Genomic DNA, 17,855 nt, shown 5'->3' on the forward strand with positions numbered 1-17,855 from the left:
CTCAATCGAACTATGTCAGAAACTCCTAAATATGATTTCCGTGGGTCAAACATCGGCAACTTTGCAGATACTGTACAATCAGGTGGTCGCCAGCAAGCTATTCAACACAACTACGCGCCCGAACAGAAACAAAATCTTATTGAAGCAGCCAAAGAAATTCAGCAATTACTAGATCAACTGTCTCAGACTTACCCAACTACCACTGAATCTCAAAAGCAAGCCGTTGTCAATCAAGCAATAGCTCGTATTAAGCGCGACAACCCAACCACCTGGCAGAGGTTACGCAGTGCTACCGAGGCAGCATTAATTGAAGCATTCAAGGAAGTGCTTGATAACCCGTTCGTGAATATCACGGTTGCAGCTGTTGAAGGTTATAGGCACGCTGAGTAAGAGTTTATTTAGTCTTTGAGATGTGTTGGTGAGTCTCAGAATCTCGTTCACGAGTGGTGAAGACTCGGCGATGAGTGGTGAAGACTTGTGGATGAGTGGTAAAGACTCGGCGATGAGTATAAAACACTCGGCGACGAGTATAAAAGACTCGACGATGAGTAGTGAAGACTGAGCGACGAGTGTTAAATACTCGTTCACAAGTGGTGAAGACTCAGCAACGAGTATAAAAGACTCGCCAACGAGTGTTAGAACCTCGGCGATGAGTGTTAAAGACTCGCGAACGAGTAAGTAGGTAGGCGTAATTTTGTAGTAAGGGCTTTAGCCCTTGCCTTGTTCCCAGCCTCTGACTGGGAACACCATTGGCAGGCTCTGCCTGCCTTACTTGCGGCAGAGCCGCCCCAACCGCATTTCCAGGTAGAACCTGGAAACGAGATTTACGAGTAAGTAGGTAGGCGTAAATTTGTAGTAAGGGCTTTAGCCCTTATTCTTACTCTAAGCGCTAAAGCGCTCACTACGAACAAAGACCTATTCCGGCAATCCCTTAACTTGCATCAAATCCAAACCCCGCTCAAATATCTCATCAATCGGCAACATTTGCCCATCAGTCGTCATAAACTTATGGTCTTTCGTTGCCCGAATAGTCGAACCATCTTCTAAACAATACTCAAACACCTCTTGCTGTCCGCGATTATGCCACTGGACAACAGGTTGTGTGTAAACATTCCCGTTACTATCAACTGTATACACAGAGCATTCAATACTCTTTTCCACAATTTCCCCAATCGGCAAAAATCCATATTCCACCGTCAACACTTCCGTGTCATAGCTTAAGCAATATTCGGCAAACTTCACCATTTGCTCAAATAATTCTTCAGCAATTTGTTTTTTCACTCCATTTTTTGCAGCGCCATCTACAAACTTTTCTCGCTGCTTCATCATCTCGTCAACTTTCTTTTTCCCCATTGCACGGCGCAGCAAATCTGCTTGTCCTAGAGAATATCCAGCCATATCTTGAGCAATTTTCATGATTTGTTCTTGGTAAACCATGATTCCGTAGGTTTCATTCAAGATAGGTTCTAGAATTTGTGTTTCATAGTCAATATTCTCTCGCCCGTGCTTACGGTTAATAAATTTGGGAATCAATCCCGCATCTAGTGGTCCTGGTCGATACAGTGCCAAAATAGAGGAAATATCTTCTATGTTGGAAGGCTTCAAATCGCGGACTATTTGCCGCATTCCGGAAGATTCTAATTGAAATATGCCTTCTAATTCACCTGCTTCTAAAAGTTCGTAAGTCTTTTTAACGTCTTTTGGTAAGGTGTTAAATTCGCCTTTCGCTAATATCCTTTGAGCTTTTCTTTCTTGACTGGTTATTTCATAAGGGTCAATTTTAAATCCGTGTTTCTCTTCAATCAAATCAATGGTTCTCTGAATCATCGTGAGATTTTTCAAACCCAGAAAATCCATTTTCAGCAAACCCAGTAATTCTAAGTCTTCCATGAAATACTGGGTAATCACAGAACCGTCGTTATTTTTTTGCAACGGTACAATTTCATCTAATGGATCAGCAGAAATCACCACACCCGCTGCATGCACACCAAAGGTTTTGTTCGTTCCCTCAATACGAATTGCCATGTCAACCCAATGGCGTACCATTGGATCATTGTCATATTTTTCTTTAAATTCTGGTGCTGGTGTTGCGTCGGAAATCATCACCTTGAGTTTGGTGGGTTTTCCTCGGGAAACAGGAATAAGCTTTGCCATTTTGTCTGAGTCCCCATAGGGAATATTTAACACTCTGGCAACATCTTTTAATACAGCTTTGGAAGTTAGGCGGTTAAAGGTAATGATTTGAGCAACTCTTTCTTTACCATATTTTTCTGTCACATAATCAATGACTTTATCTCGTTGTTCGATACAGAAATCCGTATCAATATCAGGCATGGATTTCCGGTCTGGGTTGAGAAATCTTTCAAACAGCAGTCCATGATGCACGGGGTCAATGTTAGTAATTCCCATGGTATAAGCAACTAATGACCCCGCAGCCGAACCGCGACCTGGTCCAACCGGAATATTATTATCTCTCGCAAATTTGATGTAGTCCCACACGACTAAAAAGTATGTGGAAAAACCCATCTTCTGAATCATTGTGAGTTCATATTCCAGTCTTTCTTTATAGACTGTGTCAACTTCATTTCTCGATTTGCGATTTAATTTTTGTAAGAGTCCTTGCCAAGCAACTTCTTCGACATAAGTGTCGGCAGTGTGACCAGATGGAATGGGATAATTGGGAAGGCGAGGCGTATCCAGAATTTGGTAAGGCTCAACTTTCTCTGCAACTTCGACTGTGGTTGTCACTGCTTCCTCAATGACATCATCCGGCAAATGGTCACGAAATAGCAGCTTCATTTCTTCAGCGGATTTGAGATATTCTGTACCGCTGTAACGCATTCGCTTATCTTCAGAAATCAATTTGCCAGTTTGAATGCACAGCAAAGCATCGTGTGCTTCAACGTCGTAACAAGAAATAAAATGGGAGTCGTTCGTGGCGACAATTTTAATATCTAGCTCCCGCGCAATTTTAACAATTTCTACATTGACAATGCGGTCTTCTTGGGAGCCGTGGTCTTGAATTTCTAAATAATAATCTTCACCAAAGGTTTCTTTATACCACCGGGCAACTTTACGTGCAGCCTCTAGTTTGCCGCTGAGAATTGCTTGGGGAATTTCCCCACCTAAACAAGCACTCGTTACAATTAAGCCTTCATGGTATTCTTTTAATAAGTCTTTGTTGATGCAAGGACGGGAAAAAATTCCTTTACCCTGCACACCTTGAAGGTTGGAAAGTGTTGTTAGTTTAACTAAATTTTTGTATCCTTTTGTATTTTTAGCTAAAACAACTTGATGATAGCGGGGACGGCGTTCTTGTTTTGTGATATCGCCGTTGATGATATACATCTCGTTGCCAATAATTGGCTTGATATTTTTACTGCGACAGATTTTAATCAGTTCGATCGCACCATACATGACACCATGATCTGTCAGGGCTATTGCTTTGATTCCCAGTTCGATGGCGCAATCGACTAAATCTGGCAGTTGACTTGCTCCATCAAGCAGACTGTAGTCACTGTGAATATGTAAAGGGACGAAGGACATATGCGTTTCCAACTAGCAGCCAAAAGTAGAAGCGTTTACCAGGGTAACGCAGTTTGTCGCCGCGTGCGATTATCTTATCCGGAATCTTTGATCTCCAAAGTGATGCTTTAATAATCGCATTGCGAACTGAGCGTCTTGCATGAACGAAACAGACAGCATCGACAAGCCTAATACTAAACCTCGCCCTTGGTGGCAAAGAATTCCGCTGACTTTACAAATTGTCATCGCGCTCATTCTGGCGATCGCATTGGGTGTTGCATTGGGTGCAGGAAACCCTAGCCCAGCAAATAAAAGCTTCATAGAGACTTTAGCAATTCCGGCTGAATTGGTGCTAAAAGCTCTCCGCGCCCTGGCGACGCCGCTGATATTGATGGCAGTATTGCATACCTTCATGACAACCAGCATCCCTGGTACAGCAGGACGGCGTTTAGCGGTGCTGCTGTTTACTAACACGACAGTCGCGATTGTGATTGGGCTTTTCGTGGCAAACGTCCTGCGCCCTGGGACTTGGGGAAATTTGGCTGCACCAAGCGGTGGACAAACAGCTCCGAAAAGTTTCGATCCGTGGGGACTGTTGAGAGACGCTGTACCACAAGCTATCCTTCAGCCTTTGGTTGATAACAATGTCATCCAGCTGATCGTTATTGCTCTTTCCTTCGCGATCGTCCTGCGGGCAATAAAATCAGAGCAAGTTGCCCAACGCAAGAGAGGATACCAGGCGATAGAGGATGTCATCGGCATTTTGTTTGAAGCTATCATCCGCATCCTGCATTGGGTTATTGCCCTGGTGCCATTAGCAGTTTTTGGAATAGTTGGTAAAACTGTTGCTGAAAAAGGCTTTGAGCCGTTTAAATCTCTAGGCGCGTTTGTCGTGGCGGTTGTGGTGGGGTTGGCGTTGCAAGCTTGCTACTACCTGACTAGGGTGAAATTTGGTTCTTGGGTTAACCCAGTAAACTTTCTGCGTGGCGGTACTGATGCCTTTTTAACAGCGTTCTCAACTGATTCCTCAGTAGCGACGATGCCCATCACCTTTGAGGTTTTGCAGACAAAAATTGGTTTACGGGAATCTTCTGCTTCTTTGGGGGCGTTAGTTGGCTCAAATTTCAACAATGATGGGACTGCGCTTTATGAAGCGATGTCTGCGCTGTTTATCTCCCAGGTGATTGGACAAAATCTGAGTATCCCGCAGCAGTTCGTTGTCATCCTCACGTCGATTTTTGCATCGGTGGGTGCAGCAGGTATCCCAGAAGCTGGGTTGGTGACGATGACACTGGTGTTCAGTTCCGTTGGCTTGCCCACACAGTATATTGCTTTGTTGCTTACAGTGGATTGGTTTTTGGATCGCTGCCGCACTGTGATCAATGTTATGGGGGATATGACTGTCAGTGCGTTACTCGATGGCAAAAAGCCCCGTTCCCTTGACGAGGCTTAGTCAAAATAAGTCAAAAATAAAAAGTCAAAAATTTTTACTTTTGACTTTTGACTTTTTCTATTCACTGCTATCTAATTCTGTTGTGGTCCTTTTGCGTCACACACCTTAGCCCAGCACCGTTCTAAAAGTTCCATTCTATGTAGATGCGCGAAGCGACGCGGGCTTAAAACCAGCTTTGTTTTGTCACTGAAGACGGGCTGATTGAGATACTGCCAAAAAGGAAATTTAATTTTGCTGTTTTCGTGAGTCATACAAAGAGGACAATACGATAGAACGGTTAATTCAGTGCAAATATGTATAAAATACAACAGCTACTGATTCCTGAGTTAAAGGTTACATAATACTTATTCGACTGTCGTTGTGGCAAACACGGAAGATTTTCCAACTTTTGGATGATGTCAACAGCAGCTTTTTACTTATACTTCTGACCAGATATATAAAATCTGCTAAATTAAGCTGTTGCTGATTTTTTGTGGGATGGGCGTCTCGCCCGTCTGAGATTTGGGCGCGCTAGAAGCCATTGGTGTCAATTTAAGCTGAAAGCTTTGTAATTACGTGACATCGTAGCTTTGTGCTTGCCCACAATTTTCGCTTCACCCCACCCCGGTTTTGTCTTGCGCCAAAACCTCCCCTCCCCTTGGTAAGGGGAGGGGTAAGGGGTGGGGTAAAGCCAATGTGGAATAAAGGTTTAAACGTGATTGTTGACACGCATGGCAACTGAGAACAGCCAGAAGAGCCAAGAGTAACTTTTGACTCTTGACTCTTGGCAATCCTTATAATAAAGTATGCAATTTACCAAGCGTTACTTAATAATGATTGCCCGTTTTGCGATGGTGAATGGCTGTTACGGCATCGGGTTTAAGTAATTTACCGTTGTCAACAGTTGCATACACTACCCAATGGTCGCCACATTCCATGCGTTTGTTGACAGAACACTCAAGATATGCTGAAGCGTCAGTGAGGACGATGCAGCCGTTATCCGCAACATCTGTAGGAAAACCTGCAAATCTCTCTTCTCCTGGGGCAAAAGATTTGCGGAAGTGTTTCATGTATTCCTGTTGATTGCCTTCAGGCAGAATATTTAAAACAAACTTACCGCCTGGATACATTAGGGTATCAATTGCCCGGTCTTTGGCAATAGCAACGGTAAGACCGGGTGGGTTAAACGTGGCTTGAGAAATCCAAGACCCCATCATTCCAGTAGAGACTTCTCCAAGCTTTGCCGTCACGACGCAAACTGATCCGACAATCCGACCGACAGCTTGTTCAACAGGAGTAGCTGCTGGTTGAGCCAAACGTAGTTTTTTAGCTTTTCTTAGGGTTTGAGCAAAGTCTGTACCTGTTTCTTCACACTGCTTGAGAAGGACATCTGAGGGTTTAAACTTCACTTTCATACTGTCAAACCCAAACCGATATCCCGCATCCCGGAGTTTGCCTTCGATTAAGTCAAAAGCTTCGCCACTCCATCCGTAGGAACCAAACACTCCAGCGAGTTTGCTGTTGTCACTAATCGATAATACAATACCCAAAGCAGTGTGAATCGGAGTCGGCGCATTACCACCAATGGTGGGAGAACCGATGATAAAACCATCAGCTTTTTCTACGGCTGCCTTGATTTCTTCAGGTTGAGCAAATTCGCAGTTGATAGATTCTACAGCCACTCCTCCTTTGGTTAAACCAAGGGCGATCGCCTGCGCCAGAGTTGCTGTATTTCCATAAGCTGAAGCGTAAAGTAGGGCAACGGTAATCTCGCGCTCGGTTTGAGAACGGCTCCATTGCTGATAAGCTTGCGTAAGTTCCACCAAGCCGTATCGTACTACTGGACCGTGAAGGTTACCATACATTCTCACTTGCAGTTCTGATATTTTCTCGAGAGCTGCTTGTACGTGAGTTGCATGAGGAGCCATCAAGCAATCGAAGTAGTAGCGCTGGTCTTCCTTGAGAACGCCCCAGTCTTCATCAAAGACTTCTTCACCACAGAGATGGGCACCGAATAGCTTATTGCTGTACAATATCTGGGTTTGCTGGTCGTAGGTACAAAGACCTGCGGGCCAACGAGGACTGGGGATGGGGATGCATCGCAACACATGACCCTTACCTAAATCCAGAGTTTCTTTCCCCCGCATCACCATGATGTTCAATTTGTGGTTGGGGAAAGTCGCACGCAAATTGGCAGCACCAGGAAGCGAACAGACAAAGGTCAGCTGTGGGGCAAGTTCTAACAAAGCTTTGAGGGTTGCCACTCGGTTGGGGTTAAAGTGACCTAAGATCACATAATCCAACTTTTTCAAGTCTAGAGACTGCTGGAGTGCCTCTATAAAAATTTGCGTGAAAGTTTCTGGGGGTGGATCAATAATTGCAGTTTTATCACCTTCGATGAAATAGCAATTCGAGGTGGTACCCTTTGCCAGCGCGTATTCAATTTCAAACCGTAAACGCGTCCAACTGCGTGCCCTGAGTACTGTGGTGTTTGTAGCGATCGCTAGAACTTGTACATCGCGCGGATTGGGATTGTTCATGGTTATTGAGTGAGGGAGGTTCTGAGATAGAGGGATGAATAATTAGTAATTCGTAATTCGTAATTCGTAATTACTCATTCAATTACGAATTACGAATTAAAAATTACGAATTAGTAGTAGTTGCCGACTTTGCGATGGCGAACAGCTGTGATTCCATCGGGTTTGGAGACTCGACCGTCTTGAACTGTGCAGTATACGAGCCAGTGGTCGCTGCATTCGATGCTGCTCACAACTTCACATTCCATGTAGGCGAGAGCATCTGTGAGAATGGGGCAACCGTTTTTCGCTGTTTGGGTTTTCACTCCGGCGAATCTATCAGCACCGGGTTGCAAACGCTTGAGGAACTGTTTCTTTAATTCTTGATAATTTCCTTCTTCCAAAACGTTAAGGACGAACTTATCACCCAGTTGCATCGAGGAATCAATCGCACGGTCTTTGGCAACAGCAACTGTAAATCCTAAAGGTTGTATGCTGGCTTGAGCAACCCAGGAAGCGAGCATTGCACCTTGGGCATCAGCCTTTTTGCTGGTGATAATGTACAATCCGTTGCTAATCCGACCCAATGCTTTTTCTAAGTTTGCATCGATGGACTTGATTTGCTTGATGTTGCGTTCGCGGACGAGCAATTGTCCTAAGTCCGTACCTGCTTCTTCACACAATTGGTGTGTGGCTTTGGTAGGAGTTTCTTTAATCCGGATGGCTGGGAAGGCTTCTTTGATGCCAAGTTCGAGAAATTTTCTCCGCAGTGGATCAATCGGTTCATCATCCCCACCGTAGCATTCAAACAGTCCGATAACTTGCTTGCTCTTAGCAACAGCGAGTAGTGAACTGATGCCAGCATGAGCTGCGGCGTTAGCGCTTGGGGGCATACCAATAATGATGCCAGCTGCCCTGCCTGCGAGTTCTTGGATTTCTTGGATCTCAGCGGAGGTGAGATCGATCATTTCGACGCCAACCTCAGTTTTCTGGACTCCATGAGCAATTGCTTGGGCAAGGCGTTCACTGTGTCCATAGCCGGAGACATAGAACAACGCAACGATTGTTTCTGCCTTGGCTTGTTTTTGGCTCCAACCTTGATAGCACTCCCTAAGGACATCAAGATGGTGATATAATAAGGGTCCGTGTCCGTTGGCGATGATTCTAATTTTGCCAAGGTCGCCCATTTTCTTCATCGCATTGAGCAAGGAACGGGAATTGGGACCCATCAAGCAATCGTAGTAGAATCGAAAATCTGGTTCAATCGCTTCTAGGTTGACGTCAAAGGTATCATCACTGCAATAGTGCATCCCAAAGGCGTCACAAGTGAAGAGAGTTTGGGTTTTGTGGTCGTAGCTGAATATTGTATCGGGCCAGTGCAGGTTAGGCGCACTCACGAATTCTATTTCGTGTCCTTGACCTAAATCTATGCGATCGCCACTTTTGACAATTCGCTTGGAAAATGGATCATGTACTAAGTTTTCCAGAAACTGGAGTGCGACTTTTGACGCTAAGACGGTAGCTCTGGGAGCTAACTGGAGAACGTCTTCAACTAAGCCGCTGTGATCTGGCTCTGTGTGGCTAACAATAATGTAATCAATCGCCTTCGGGTTGATCAGGCTTTTGAGCGTTTCTAAATATTGGTCCCGAAACTTGGTGTGAGAGGTGTCAACAAGAACTGTCCTGTCACCCCGGATGAGATATGAGTTGTATGTTGTACCGTTTTGTAATCCGAATTCTATATCAAAGCGATCGCGGTCCCAATCTAGACAGCGAATTGCTGTTGTGTTAGGAGCTATTTCGACCGTTTGTATTGTGAGCCGTTTTTGGACGTTCTCTGCAAGCGCTACCATTCGTCGTCTCCAAGCACAAATTATCAGTCTTCTTTTCTGCCTCTATTTTGCTCATAATTAGTTTTGTAAAGTTGTCACAAATTTTATTTTTTATAAAATTCAAGATGTAGTTATAATTACTATTTATTGGCTTATTTTTTTACTTAAAAATTGTTATTGTTAGTCTTGAAATCGAGACGTAATTATATCATTTTTTTCATTAATTTCCTGAAATATTTTACTTAAGAATTGTTGGCGAAATGATATTTATGTCAACTAATTTGTAGCAAAAGACATAAATTTTGTAACCGTTGTGTTTAATGAGCCAGACGCGTGCGGTTAAAACCGTAGGCTAATAGTTGAAGTCCACTAAAGTGGAGTGAAAATATCGTCACGTGAAGTATTTTAGATCCCCCTAAATCCCCCTTGGAGATCCCCCTCCCGTCCCCCTTAAAAAGGGGGAAGCCAGAAGATGCTGCGCTTTGGATATCACGGGGGACTTTGAAAGGCTTTTTGCCCCCCAACTTATCGGGGGTTGGGGGAACTGCTTCAAATTTTGGTGTTATTAGCAACTTTCCAAACATCCTCTAAGCTAGAGTGCAGCTATTTCGCTCTTAAACTGTCATCACGCCTATAAGGAAGTACCAAAAAATAAATTATCCATTATGTAGGGGGGCTTCCGGCACACGACAGTTGAGGTTTTACATACAGGACTAAAATGCGCCGTAACGTACCATTGTTTCTTGGATCACTACAAATTGGAGATTTTTTTAATTGGAAGTCCCTAAGAATGCATACTGTTAGCAGTTAGGCGTGTTGGCAGTATTGGTTTTCTTAATACCGTACCTTATGAATGCGTGAATTGCTTACTAGGTTTTTTCCGTAAAACTGGTAGATGCTACGGTATAAGTAATATAGAAATATCTACAATTAGATAATTTATGGAACCAGCAACACTGACAGCAGCTGCGATCGCCACTTTAGCATTTAGTAAAGCCATAGAAAAAACCGCAGAAACCCTGACAGCAAGCGTATTAAACAAGTTAAACAATCTCCGCGAAAAAATTTGGCAGAGGTTCAAAGGTAATCAGAAATTAGAACAGACGCTGGCGAAAGCACAGAAAGAAGGTGCAAAAGCAGATGTTGATTTAATCACTGCTTACTTACAAGTCGCAATGGACACAGATGCAAAATTTGCCCAAGACATTCAACAGCTTGCCCAAGAAATTAACCAAGAAATTAATATAGATAAAATTGAAGGACGCAATGTCCAAAATGTTTACGGTGGTGAAGCTTTTCAATCTAATGATGCTAATGCTCCCACCTTTCAAGGCGGCAGTGGTCACAACATTACCTTTAACAACTACAATACTCCCCCTTCTTGACTACAGTCGCCCGACTGGGAGAATCGGGTAAAGTCAACTCCCATCAACTGGCGCGAAGTCTGCCAAAACAAATTCCAACAGCAACTTGATGTTAATCGTCAACGACGGCTAGCAACAGGAAGGGGATTTGAACTCGATATTTATGTACCTTTAGGACTGGTTGAGCGCAAACAACAGCCTCGCCGCAGTGAGGATATCTCACCTGAAAAGGGAATGGTTGCGTATCAACTTCCTGAGGAGGTTATCAAGACGACTTATGAGCATGAAAAATTTCTCACAGAGGTGATTGGAAATGGTTCTAACACCAAAAGCAAGAATATAGCCATTATCGGAGAACCAGGAGCGGGAAAGTCTACCTTGCTCGAAAAGATTGGCAAGTACTTAATTGAGCATAACGCCTTGCCGATCTATATTCCTTTGAGCAATTTGTCTGGAGACACGCTGAAAGAATACCTGCTGAAACGTTGGCTAGAAAATCCAATAACACTAAACCAACTGCAAGAATTGTTGCAGCAACAGCGGGTGTGGTTTCTGCTGGATGGTTTGGATGAGATGCAAGCTGCATCCTCTGTTGACGCTTTAAATAAGATTAGCCAAGATATTAGCAAACTTGCTGCGGCGCGAGTTGTGTTAACTTGTCGGCTGAATGTCTGGGATGCTAGCACTAAAAATCTGCTTGACTTTCAGAATTTCAAAACTGACGTGTTTAGCAGCGAGCAAGTACGGGATTTTATTCTGGCTTGGTTCCAACGGGCTGAGGAAGAGGACAAGGGAACAGAGGAACAAGGGGAACAGCTATGGCAAAAGCTGAATGAATCTGGAAGGGAACGCTTGCTTGACTTGGTAAAAAACCCCCTGAGATTAGCTTTGATGTGTCAAGTCTGGGACACGACTAAGGATTTACCAGAAACTCAAGCTGCACTTTACAAGCGATTTACACTATACCACTATGAATGGAAACAAGCTGAATTTTCAACAACGCTCGCGGAACAGAATGAGTTGAATGCAGCTTTAGGAAAGTTGGCACGGGAGGCTATTGCTTCTGGAAAAACCCGATTTCGCATTGGACAAAACTTTGCTTACCGGGTGATGGGGGAGACTCTATTTGATCGCGCTTGTCGTTTAGGGTGGCTGAACCAGGTAGATCGAGATAAACAAACAGATGAACCCTTCTATGCTTTCTACCATGCCACGTTTCAGGAATATTTTGCGGCATTAGCGATTGATGATTGGCACTTTTTCCTGAACCACGTCCCCAACAACCCATCCCAAGGAACTTATCGCATATTTGAACCCCAATGGAAGCAGGTGATTTTGCTGTGGCTGGGTTGCGAGGAAGTAGAACCAGAGCAGAAAGAGCAGTTTATAAAAGCATTGGTAGAGTTTGAGGATAATTGCAATAACTTTTATAAGTATCGAGCCTATATTCTAGCTGCAATGGGAATTGCTGAGTTTGGAGATTGTTGTAAAGCTGATGAAATCGTAGGGCAAATACTTAAATGGGGCTTGGGTTTTCACTTAGTTGGAAACGAAGCCTGGGCAGTACTGAAAGAGACACAGCGTACAAAAGCTATTGACACCCTAGTTAAGGATTTGCTCAGGTCTGTAGAAAATTTAGCAAATAAGCCAGACTCACTACGTTTTTCTTACTCAAACTACCGTCTCTTTAATCCAATATCAATGCTAGGGCAAATTGGTATAGGTAATGAAAAGGCGATTTATGCCTTAGCGAAACTGGTTAATTCAGGGCTGTTTCCTGGAGACATTATCAATCACGCTGCTAGCGTATTAAAGCAAATTTTTACAGGCAAAGAAAAAGAGATTAATGCTTTAGTGAATTTGCTGGAGTTAAAAGGTATGGACAAATCTCGTCTTACTCTTCGAATAGAAAGGTTAAGGCAAGCTGGTACAGGAAATAAAAACCTGATTGCTATATTAGTGAATATGCTTGCACCACAAAATTTTGATGACGATGATTTTTGGCAAATAAGAAAAAGTGTAGAGCAAAGCTCAGATAATCCAGTGATTAATGCCTTCGCGAAACTGTTGAAATTGAAAAATGTGTCTTATGACACCATTTGTCAAGAAGCATCTAAGTTAGTGAAAATAGAGCCAGACAATCAGATAGCAATTGATGTCTTAGTAGAACTACTAGAACTAACTGAAGTGGATGATGAAACCCGTCAGGGGGCAGCACATAGCTTAGGGCAAGTTGAGATAGGCAACCAAAAAGCTATTAATGCTTTAGTGAGACGGCTAGAGTTAACTGGTGTAGGTGAAGATACGCTTTACGAAGTGGTGAAAAGCTTAAGTTACATAGGCAAAGGCAATCAAAAAGCGATTGATGACCTAGTGAAACTCTTAGACTCAATAAGTTTGGATGATGATTATATGCTTAGAATAGTAGCAGAAAGCTTAGGAAAAATTGACCCAGGCAATGAAAAAGCAATTAATGCATTAGCAAATTTGCTGGTGTTAAAAGATGTAGATGACAATACGCTTAGGATAGTGGCAGAAAGCTTAGGAAAAATTGACCCAGGCAATGAAAAAGCAATAAATACTCTAGTAAAATTACTTTACTCAACAGACATAAATGATACTCTTTATTTATTAGTGCCAGATATCTTGAAACAAATTTTACAACCAAATCAGATGAAAACTGTTGTTACAAAATTAAAGGACTATTTAAGTAATTCTGAAGTATATCATATTGATGTGTATGAAGAAGTCCTCTGGCATTGCGCCCAAAATATGTCCTACCCAGCTTTTTATCAAGCTTGGTATCGTCGCTAGCAATTCGATTTGTTCGATATCGTTGGTGGCAAATTGCTTTGTGCTTGTTCTTGGGGCTATCCATCTTTGCTTTAGTTCGCTTCACAGTTTCACCTAGCGTGAATAATCCTGCTCATATCCAGCGACAGCAGTAAGTAAATTTTCCTCATCCCTGAGACTGGAAGTCTGGGGCTAAAATTAAGAAGTCGAAAAAAGATAGGTAATCGAAATAGCGAGTTGCTAATGACTTATCCGGAACTGCGTCAAAAAATCGAACAACAACTAGCCCAATTGCCACCCGAACAACTTTCTTTAGTCAGCGACTTCCTGGATTCCCTCCAAAGCAAAAGTACCATGAGTCAACGCCCACTTCGTCGGCTGGCTCCAATTAAACGAGGAACTAAGGCGGGTGAATTGCTGAAATTTGCTGGAACCTGGCAAGGCAATGATTTGGAAGACTGTCTTCGCTTGGTAAAAGAAACCCGTTCTAAAGCCCAGTTTTGATTTCTGTCGTATCTATTAGATACCAACCATTGTAGTTACATCATTAATAACACCCCTAATGTCATTGCCGCTCTGCAATCTCGTTCTGACAGTAACATCGCTATCAGTATCATCACTTACGGTGAACTGCTCTACATGACCGAAAAATCAGAACGACAAGCCCAAAACCTTGCTGCTGTTCAAGCATTTTTGATGAGTGTTGACTTGTATTTCATTGACGAAGAAACCGCTATTTTTTACAGTAGACTCAAAGCAGCAGTTTTTAATCAGTTTGCCCCTAAAGATAAAAATAAACGTCGGAGTACAAGTATTGGAGATTTGGGATTTGATGATCATGATCGCGCAAATTGCAGCAACAGCAATTCAGCACAATCTCATCCTTGTTTCTGCTGACAGCGATTTTGTCCGCATTCGGCAAGCACAACCTTTTCTGGTGGAATCTTGGTTATAAGTCAATTGAGCCACGCATTCTTACAGGGTAGTTCATGATAGATTCATAAAGCTTCATAAGTGGTATCATGACCACCGCTATCCCTAACTTTCCCAATCTAAAATTTTCTTCAAGCTCGATATCATTGAGTGCTATCTGCGCTCCGCGCAGCAGCGAAGCGATCGCACGGAGTGCCCGCCAAGGACGATCCTGTCAAATGAGCTAGCCAACTGCGTTTTGCTAAACTGAGAACACATCTTCGTACTGATTCAGGAGCCATGAGCGCTACAACTCTCCACTCCCTTACCCTAGAGGAGTTCCTGAAGCTCCCAGAAACCAAGCCAGCCAGCGAATATATTAACGGTGAGATTATTCAAAAGCCAATGCCGAAGGGGAGACACAGCCGCTTGCAAGGTAAACTCTGTGCAGCAGTCAATCAAGTTGCAGAGGACAAGAGGATTGCCTATGCTTTCCCCGAATTACGGTGTAGTTTCGGGGAACGCTCAATTGTACCTGATGTGGCTATATTTCTGTGGAGGCGCATACCATTTCTGATCGATGATCAAGTCCCTAATAACTTTGAACTACCGCCAGATTGGACGATTGAGATTCTCTCGCCAGAACAAAAACCCAACAAAGTGATTGGTAACATTCTTTATTGCTTAAAACATGGTAGTCGCCTCGGATGGTTTATTGATCCTGATGACTTCAGTATCTTAGTATTTCTCCGTGAACAACAGCCTTTACTACTTATGGGAGACGATTTATTGCCTGTGTTACCAGAAATTGAACTGACATTAACCGTCAATCAAGTTTTTGGATGGCTGAAGATGGGTGGCTAGCGCCATCTTTTAGTATCAGTTGAAAGCGACACGTAATTATAAAGCGTCAAACTCTTCAACACTTATCCCAGCTTGCCGTAAAATACTGCTAAGCGTGCCAACAGTAATTTCCCCATGATGAGGTAGGATCGCTGTACGGGTTCCTTCATCCGTAGATTTGGCAAACTTTACGTGACTACCTTTTTGGCTAACTTCCTCAAAGCCAGCCGCCTGTAAATTTACGTTTCACCTCACAATAAGCTAGTGGTTTAAGCGGCACCAACTTCTACCTCAAGTGTCTTAATTTGGGGAGTTATCGTAGCTACTGGTGGCTCAAAATGTAGTGACAAGGCTTCAGCTAGATTATTCAATGCCTCGCCTTCAGTCTCCCCCTGACTTGCAACATCAACTTCTAGGCATTGTGCTACAAACCAATTACCCTCCTGCCATACACTTGCAGTAAAAGTTCGTTTCATAACTTTTTTCTGTCATTATCTTCTGTGATATTTATTGTCTCACAGCCTAAGAATAATCTTCCTAGTCTCGCCAATCGCGCTGAAATGAACGTATCGGCAAAGGAGAGTCAAAAGCGATGGGGTAAGGAAGACTGTCAAAAGGGCGAGTGCGCCAATCTGGAATCCTTCGGCGTGACTTCTCGTCCTCATTCAATAGTTAATCGCCACATAATCTAATTCCACATATTCTATGATGGAGCAAATGAACGGCACTATAATTTCATAGTTGGAATAGATCCGCAAAACTCAGCAAGAAGCCTCCTTATTTAATCCTCGTTAGCAAAATTCGTCTGAACACAACTTTTGATAAGTTTGGAGTAAAACTTTTGAAGATGAAAACGTTGGAGGAAATGAAGCAAATTCTGAGACAGAATAAACCGCTGTTGCAGGAGCACTATCGAGTCACGCAGCTAGGCATCTTTGGTTCTTACGCTCGTGGTGAACAGACACAGGAGAGTGATGTTGATGTACTCATTGACTATGATCGAGCGCCTACCTTATTTAAGCTGGTAGAGCTACGCGACTATCTCAGTAGTGCGATGGCACGGAGTGCCCGCCAAAGGCGAACGGTATGAAGGTTGATATAGTGACGCAAAACGGTTTAAAGCCAAGAATCCGAGAGCGAGTGTTATCGGAAGTCGTTTATGTATGACTAAACGACAACTTTCAGAATTTCTCCAAGATATATTGGATGCCATTGCGGACATTGAAGCGTTTACAGACGGGATTGATTTTGAGACATTTCGAGTCAACCGCGAGAAAGTTTTAGCTGTTGTGAAGTCACTCGAGATTTTAGGAGAGGCAGTCAAGCGAATTCCCGACGACATCCGCAGCCAGCACCCTCAAATTCCTACCGAAAGCGGTGGCTGGTATGCGAGATGTTTTAGTGCATGAATATTGGGGAATTGATGTAAATGTTCTCTGGGCAACAGTTCATGAAGGATTGCCACCTTTAAAAGCAGTGATTGTTGAAATCACGAGAAACTTGCAGAATACTTAGGATGCTGAGGCTTTCCGTCTTGGCAAAGGAGAGTCAGAGGCGATCGCTGATGGCAGTTCCTTTGAAGCATCGCCTTGCTAGAATCCTTGAATATTACCTGCTATTGTCAGTTGGTACTCAGCAACTGCTTGGCAAAATTCTAAAAGTTGTTCTTCTTGAAAATCTCTCTTGGCGAAGTTAGCCATGACACTGACAAACTGAACATTTCCTAAGATATAGCCAACTGAAGAGTCTATTCTGTCTAAACTAGCCGTTCTTGGATCTAGCTGATGATTGTCCCAATGAGCCGTTGTCTCAGGATTATCTAACTTCCATCCAGTATAAGGGCATTTTCCATCCTGCTTTTCCCAAAGTTCTTTTAAATATTTCAGTGTGATAGTGCATTCCCGTCCATGAGTTTTTACTCGTCTTCGTGCTAATTTAAAATGTTGGCGAAACGGCGAATATTCATCTCGACGAGTTCCTAAAAATAAAGCTGTGGAGATGCACAAGGATGTTAAATCTCTATTAGTAAAATTGTCTGTACTCAGGCTTCTATATTTATAAACTTCAAAACAGAAGTTTATTAAATCTTCTTCAGTAAAAGTATTTTTTGCAAGATTAGGGATGACAGCAACGAATTGGATGTTATCCAGGATATAACCTTTAGTTGAGTCTATGCGATCTACACTTGCTCTGTTAGTGGTTAAAGCTGTACTCTCATAATCGGTCGTGCAAGGCAAAAGAACTAAATTCCAACCTGTGTAAGGGCAAATACCTTTTTGTTTTTCCCACAATCGCTTCAAGTCTGCTAAGGTTACACTGCATTCTTGCTTTGTGTGTTTTGCAGACTTTCTCATCACTTTCAAGTGATAGCGGAAAGGAGAAAAATCATCTCTTCTAATTATGTTTCTTAAATAAGATGTATCTTTATTAATCTTGTTTCCAAAATTAATTAAACCTTTAAACTTTCCATAACATATTTTAGAACAAAAATGCTGTCTTCCTAACCTTTCGCTCCTATTAAATTCAGCTAGTCGCTTGGTAAATTCCTTGCTACAAGCTGGGTTTTGGCAAGTCACAACTACTTTTGATTCAGCCATAAAAAACAAAATCCACCTAGCTATAAGTTTACCAGGTGGAT

General features: G+C 42.9%; 16 protein-coding genes and 1 pseudogene. 11 read left to right on the forward strand and 6 right to left on the reverse strand.

Features of this window, described 5'->3' with window-relative positions; genetic code table 11:
- Positions 1-12: 12 nt before the first annotated feature.
- A complete protein-coding gene (locus V5G28_RS17300; protein ID WP_332995237.1) occupies positions 13-390 on the forward strand; it encodes a hypothetical protein in 378 nt (125 codons plus the stop codon).
- Positions 391-418: 28 nt separating this feature from the next.
- A complete protein-coding gene (locus V5G28_RS17305) occupies positions 419-562 on the forward strand; it encodes a hypothetical protein (RefSeq protein ID WP_332995239.1) in 144 nt (47 codons plus the stop codon).
- 353 nt (positions 563-915) lie between these two features.
- Here V5G28_RS17305 and V5G28_RS17310 read toward each other — a convergent pair whose 3' ends face one another.
- Positions 916-3,546 carry a DNA polymerase III subunit alpha gene (locus tag V5G28_RS17310; protein ID WP_332995243.1) on the reverse strand — a complete coding sequence of 877 codons (2,631 nt, stop codon included), beginning with the start codon at positions 3,544-3,546 and terminating at the stop codon, positions 916-918.
- Between the two features lie 139 nt (positions 3,547-3,685).
- Here V5G28_RS17310 and V5G28_RS17315 point away from each other — a divergent pair, with 139 nt between their 5' ends.
- Positions 3,686-4,978, forward strand: a complete 1,293-nt coding sequence (locus V5G28_RS17315) for a dicarboxylate/amino acid:cation symporter (protein ID WP_332995246.1) — start codon at positions 3,686-3,688, stop codon at positions 4,976-4,978.
- Between the two features lie 806 nt (positions 4,979-5,784).
- Here V5G28_RS17315 and V5G28_RS17320 read toward each other — a convergent pair.
- Complete coding sequence (locus V5G28_RS17320) at positions 5,785-7,497, reverse strand: diflavin flavoprotein (protein ID WP_332995248.1); 1,713 nt, start codon at positions 7,495-7,497, stop codon at positions 5,785-5,787.
- A 110-nt stretch (positions 7,498-7,607) separates the two neighbouring features.
- The gene (locus V5G28_RS17325; RefSeq protein ID WP_073635628.1) at positions 7,608-9,326 is read right to left on the reverse strand and encodes a diflavin flavoprotein; all 1,719 of its coding nucleotides are present in this window, start codon (positions 9,324-9,326) and stop codon (positions 7,608-7,610) included.
- 920 nt (positions 9,327-10,246) lie between these two features.
- On the opposite strand from V5G28_RS17325, the gene V5G28_RS17330 reads away from it, so the two are divergent.
- From V5G28_RS17330 to V5G28_RS17350, 5 genes are all read left to right on the forward strand, one after another.
- Entirely contained in the window at positions 10,247-10,690 is a 444-nt protein-coding gene (locus V5G28_RS17330) for a hypothetical protein (protein WP_332995252.1), read from the forward strand.
- Between the two features lie 213 nt (positions 10,691-10,903).
- Entirely contained in the window at positions 10,904-13,483 is a 2,580-nt protein-coding gene (locus V5G28_RS17335; protein WP_332995254.1) for an NACHT domain-containing protein, read from the forward strand.
- Positions 13,484-13,705: 222 nt separating this feature from the next.
- Positions 13,706-13,966: a hypothetical protein gene (locus V5G28_RS17340; RefSeq protein WP_332995255.1), complete on the forward strand. Its 261-nt coding sequence runs from the start codon at positions 13,706-13,708 to the stop codon at positions 13,964-13,966.
- A gap of 63 nt (positions 13,967-14,029) precedes the next feature.
- On the forward strand, positions 14,030-14,359 hold the full coding sequence (locus V5G28_RS17345; RefSeq protein WP_332995309.1) for a type II toxin-antitoxin system VapC family toxin: 330 nt from the start codon (positions 14,030-14,032) through the stop codon (positions 14,357-14,359).
- A 315-nt stretch (positions 14,360-14,674) separates the two neighbouring features.
- Positions 14,675-15,238, forward strand: a complete 564-nt coding sequence (locus V5G28_RS17350) for a Uma2 family endonuclease (protein WP_332995256.1) — start codon at positions 14,675-14,677, stop codon at positions 15,236-15,238.
- Positions 15,239-15,274: 36 nt separating this feature from the next.
- Here the strand turns inward: V5G28_RS17350 and V5G28_RS17355 are convergent.
- A pseudogene (locus V5G28_RS17355) lies at positions 15,275-15,442 on the reverse strand (type II toxin-antitoxin system HicA family toxin); the annotation flags it as partial.
- Positions 15,443-15,486: 44 nt separating this feature from the next.
- Positions 15,487-15,693, reverse strand: a complete 207-nt coding sequence (locus V5G28_RS17360; protein ID WP_332995257.1) for a type II toxin-antitoxin system HicB family antitoxin — start codon at positions 15,691-15,693, stop codon at positions 15,487-15,489.
- Positions 15,694-16,064: 371 nt separating this feature from the next.
- Here V5G28_RS17360 and V5G28_RS17365 point away from each other — a divergent pair, with 371 nt between their 5' ends.
- The 3 genes from V5G28_RS17365 to V5G28_RS17375 all read left to right on the forward strand — a co-directional run bounded on the left by V5G28_RS17365 (position 16,065) and on the right by V5G28_RS17375 (position 16,732).
- Positions 16,065-16,307 carry a nucleotidyltransferase family protein gene (locus V5G28_RS17365; RefSeq protein ID WP_332995311.1) on the forward strand — a complete coding sequence of 81 codons (243 nt, stop codon included), beginning with the start codon at positions 16,065-16,067 and terminating at the stop codon, positions 16,305-16,307.
- A 73-nt stretch (positions 16,308-16,380) separates the two neighbouring features.
- A complete protein-coding gene (locus tag V5G28_RS17370) occupies positions 16,381-16,626 on the forward strand; it encodes a HepT-like ribonuclease domain-containing protein (RefSeq protein ID WP_332995258.1) in 246 nt (81 codons plus the stop codon).
- Positions 16,604-16,732 carry a HepT-like ribonuclease domain-containing protein gene (locus V5G28_RS17375; RefSeq protein ID WP_332995259.1) on the forward strand — a complete coding sequence of 43 codons (129 nt, stop codon included), beginning with the start codon at positions 16,604-16,606 and terminating at the stop codon, positions 16,730-16,732. The genes V5G28_RS17370 and V5G28_RS17375 overlap by 23 nt, the downstream gene beginning before the upstream one ends.
- A gap of 77 nt (positions 16,733-16,809) precedes the next feature.
- Here the strand turns inward: V5G28_RS17375 and V5G28_RS17380 are convergent, their stop codons facing one another.
- Positions 16,810-17,814: a hypothetical protein gene (locus tag V5G28_RS17380; protein ID WP_332995260.1), complete on the reverse strand. Its 1,005-nt coding sequence runs from the start codon at positions 17,812-17,814 to the stop codon at positions 16,810-16,812.
- Positions 17,815-17,855: the final 41 nt, after the last annotated feature.

The organism is Scytonema sp. PRP1, from assembly GCF_036697665.2.
GTDB classification, from domain to species: domain Bacteria; phylum Cyanobacteriota; class Cyanobacteriia; order Cyanobacteriales; family Nostocaceae; genus Kalymmatonema; species Kalymmatonema gypsitolerans.

Coding starts and splice junctions, on each gene's coding strand:
- V5G28_RS17300 (WP_332995237.1), top strand. CDS start 13: ATGTCAGAAACTCCTAAATATGATTTCCGTGGGTCAAACATCGGCAAC.
- V5G28_RS17310 (WP_332995243.1), bottom strand. CDS start 3,546: ATGTCCTTCGTCCCTTTACATATTCACAGTGACTACAGTCTGCTTGAT.
- V5G28_RS17315 (WP_332995246.1), top strand. CDS start 3,686: ATGAACGAAACAGACAGCATCGACAAGCCTAATACTAAACCTCGCCCT.
- V5G28_RS17320 (WP_332995248.1), bottom strand. CDS start 7,497: ATGAACAATCCCAATCCGCGCGATGTACAAGTTCTAGCGATCGCTACA.
- V5G28_RS17325 (WP_073635628.1), bottom strand. CDS start 9,326: ATGGTAGCGCTTGCAGAGAACGTCCAAAAACGGCTCACAATACAAACG.
- V5G28_RS17330 (WP_332995252.1), top strand. CDS start 10,247: ATGGAACCAGCAACACTGACAGCAGCTGCGATCGCCACTTTAGCATTT.
- V5G28_RS17335 (WP_332995254.1), top strand. CDS start 10,904: ATGGTTGCGTATCAACTTCCTGAGGAGGTTATCAAGACGACTTATGAG.
- V5G28_RS17340 (WP_332995255.1), top strand. CDS start 13,706: ATGACTTATCCGGAACTGCGTCAAAAAATCGAACAACAACTAGCCCAA.
- V5G28_RS17350 (WP_332995256.1), top strand. CDS start 14,675: ATGAGCGCTACAACTCTCCACTCCCTTACCCTAGAGGAGTTCCTGAAG.
- V5G28_RS17360 (WP_332995257.1), bottom strand. CDS start 15,693: ATGAAACGAACTTTTACTGCAAGTGTATGGCAGGAGGGTAATTGGTTT.
- V5G28_RS17365 (WP_332995311.1), top strand. CDS start 16,065: ATGAAAACGTTGGAGGAAATGAAGCAAATTCTGAGACAGAATAAACCG.
- V5G28_RS17370 (WP_332995258.1), top strand. CDS start 16,381: ATGACTAAACGACAACTTTCAGAATTTCTCCAAGATATATTGGATGCC.
- V5G28_RS17375 (WP_332995259.1), top strand. CDS start 16,604: ATGCGAGATGTTTTAGTGCATGAATATTGGGGAATTGATGTAAATGTT.
- V5G28_RS17380 (WP_332995260.1), bottom strand. CDS start 17,814: ATGGCTGAATCAAAAGTAGTTGTGACTTGCCAAAACCCAGCTTGTAGC.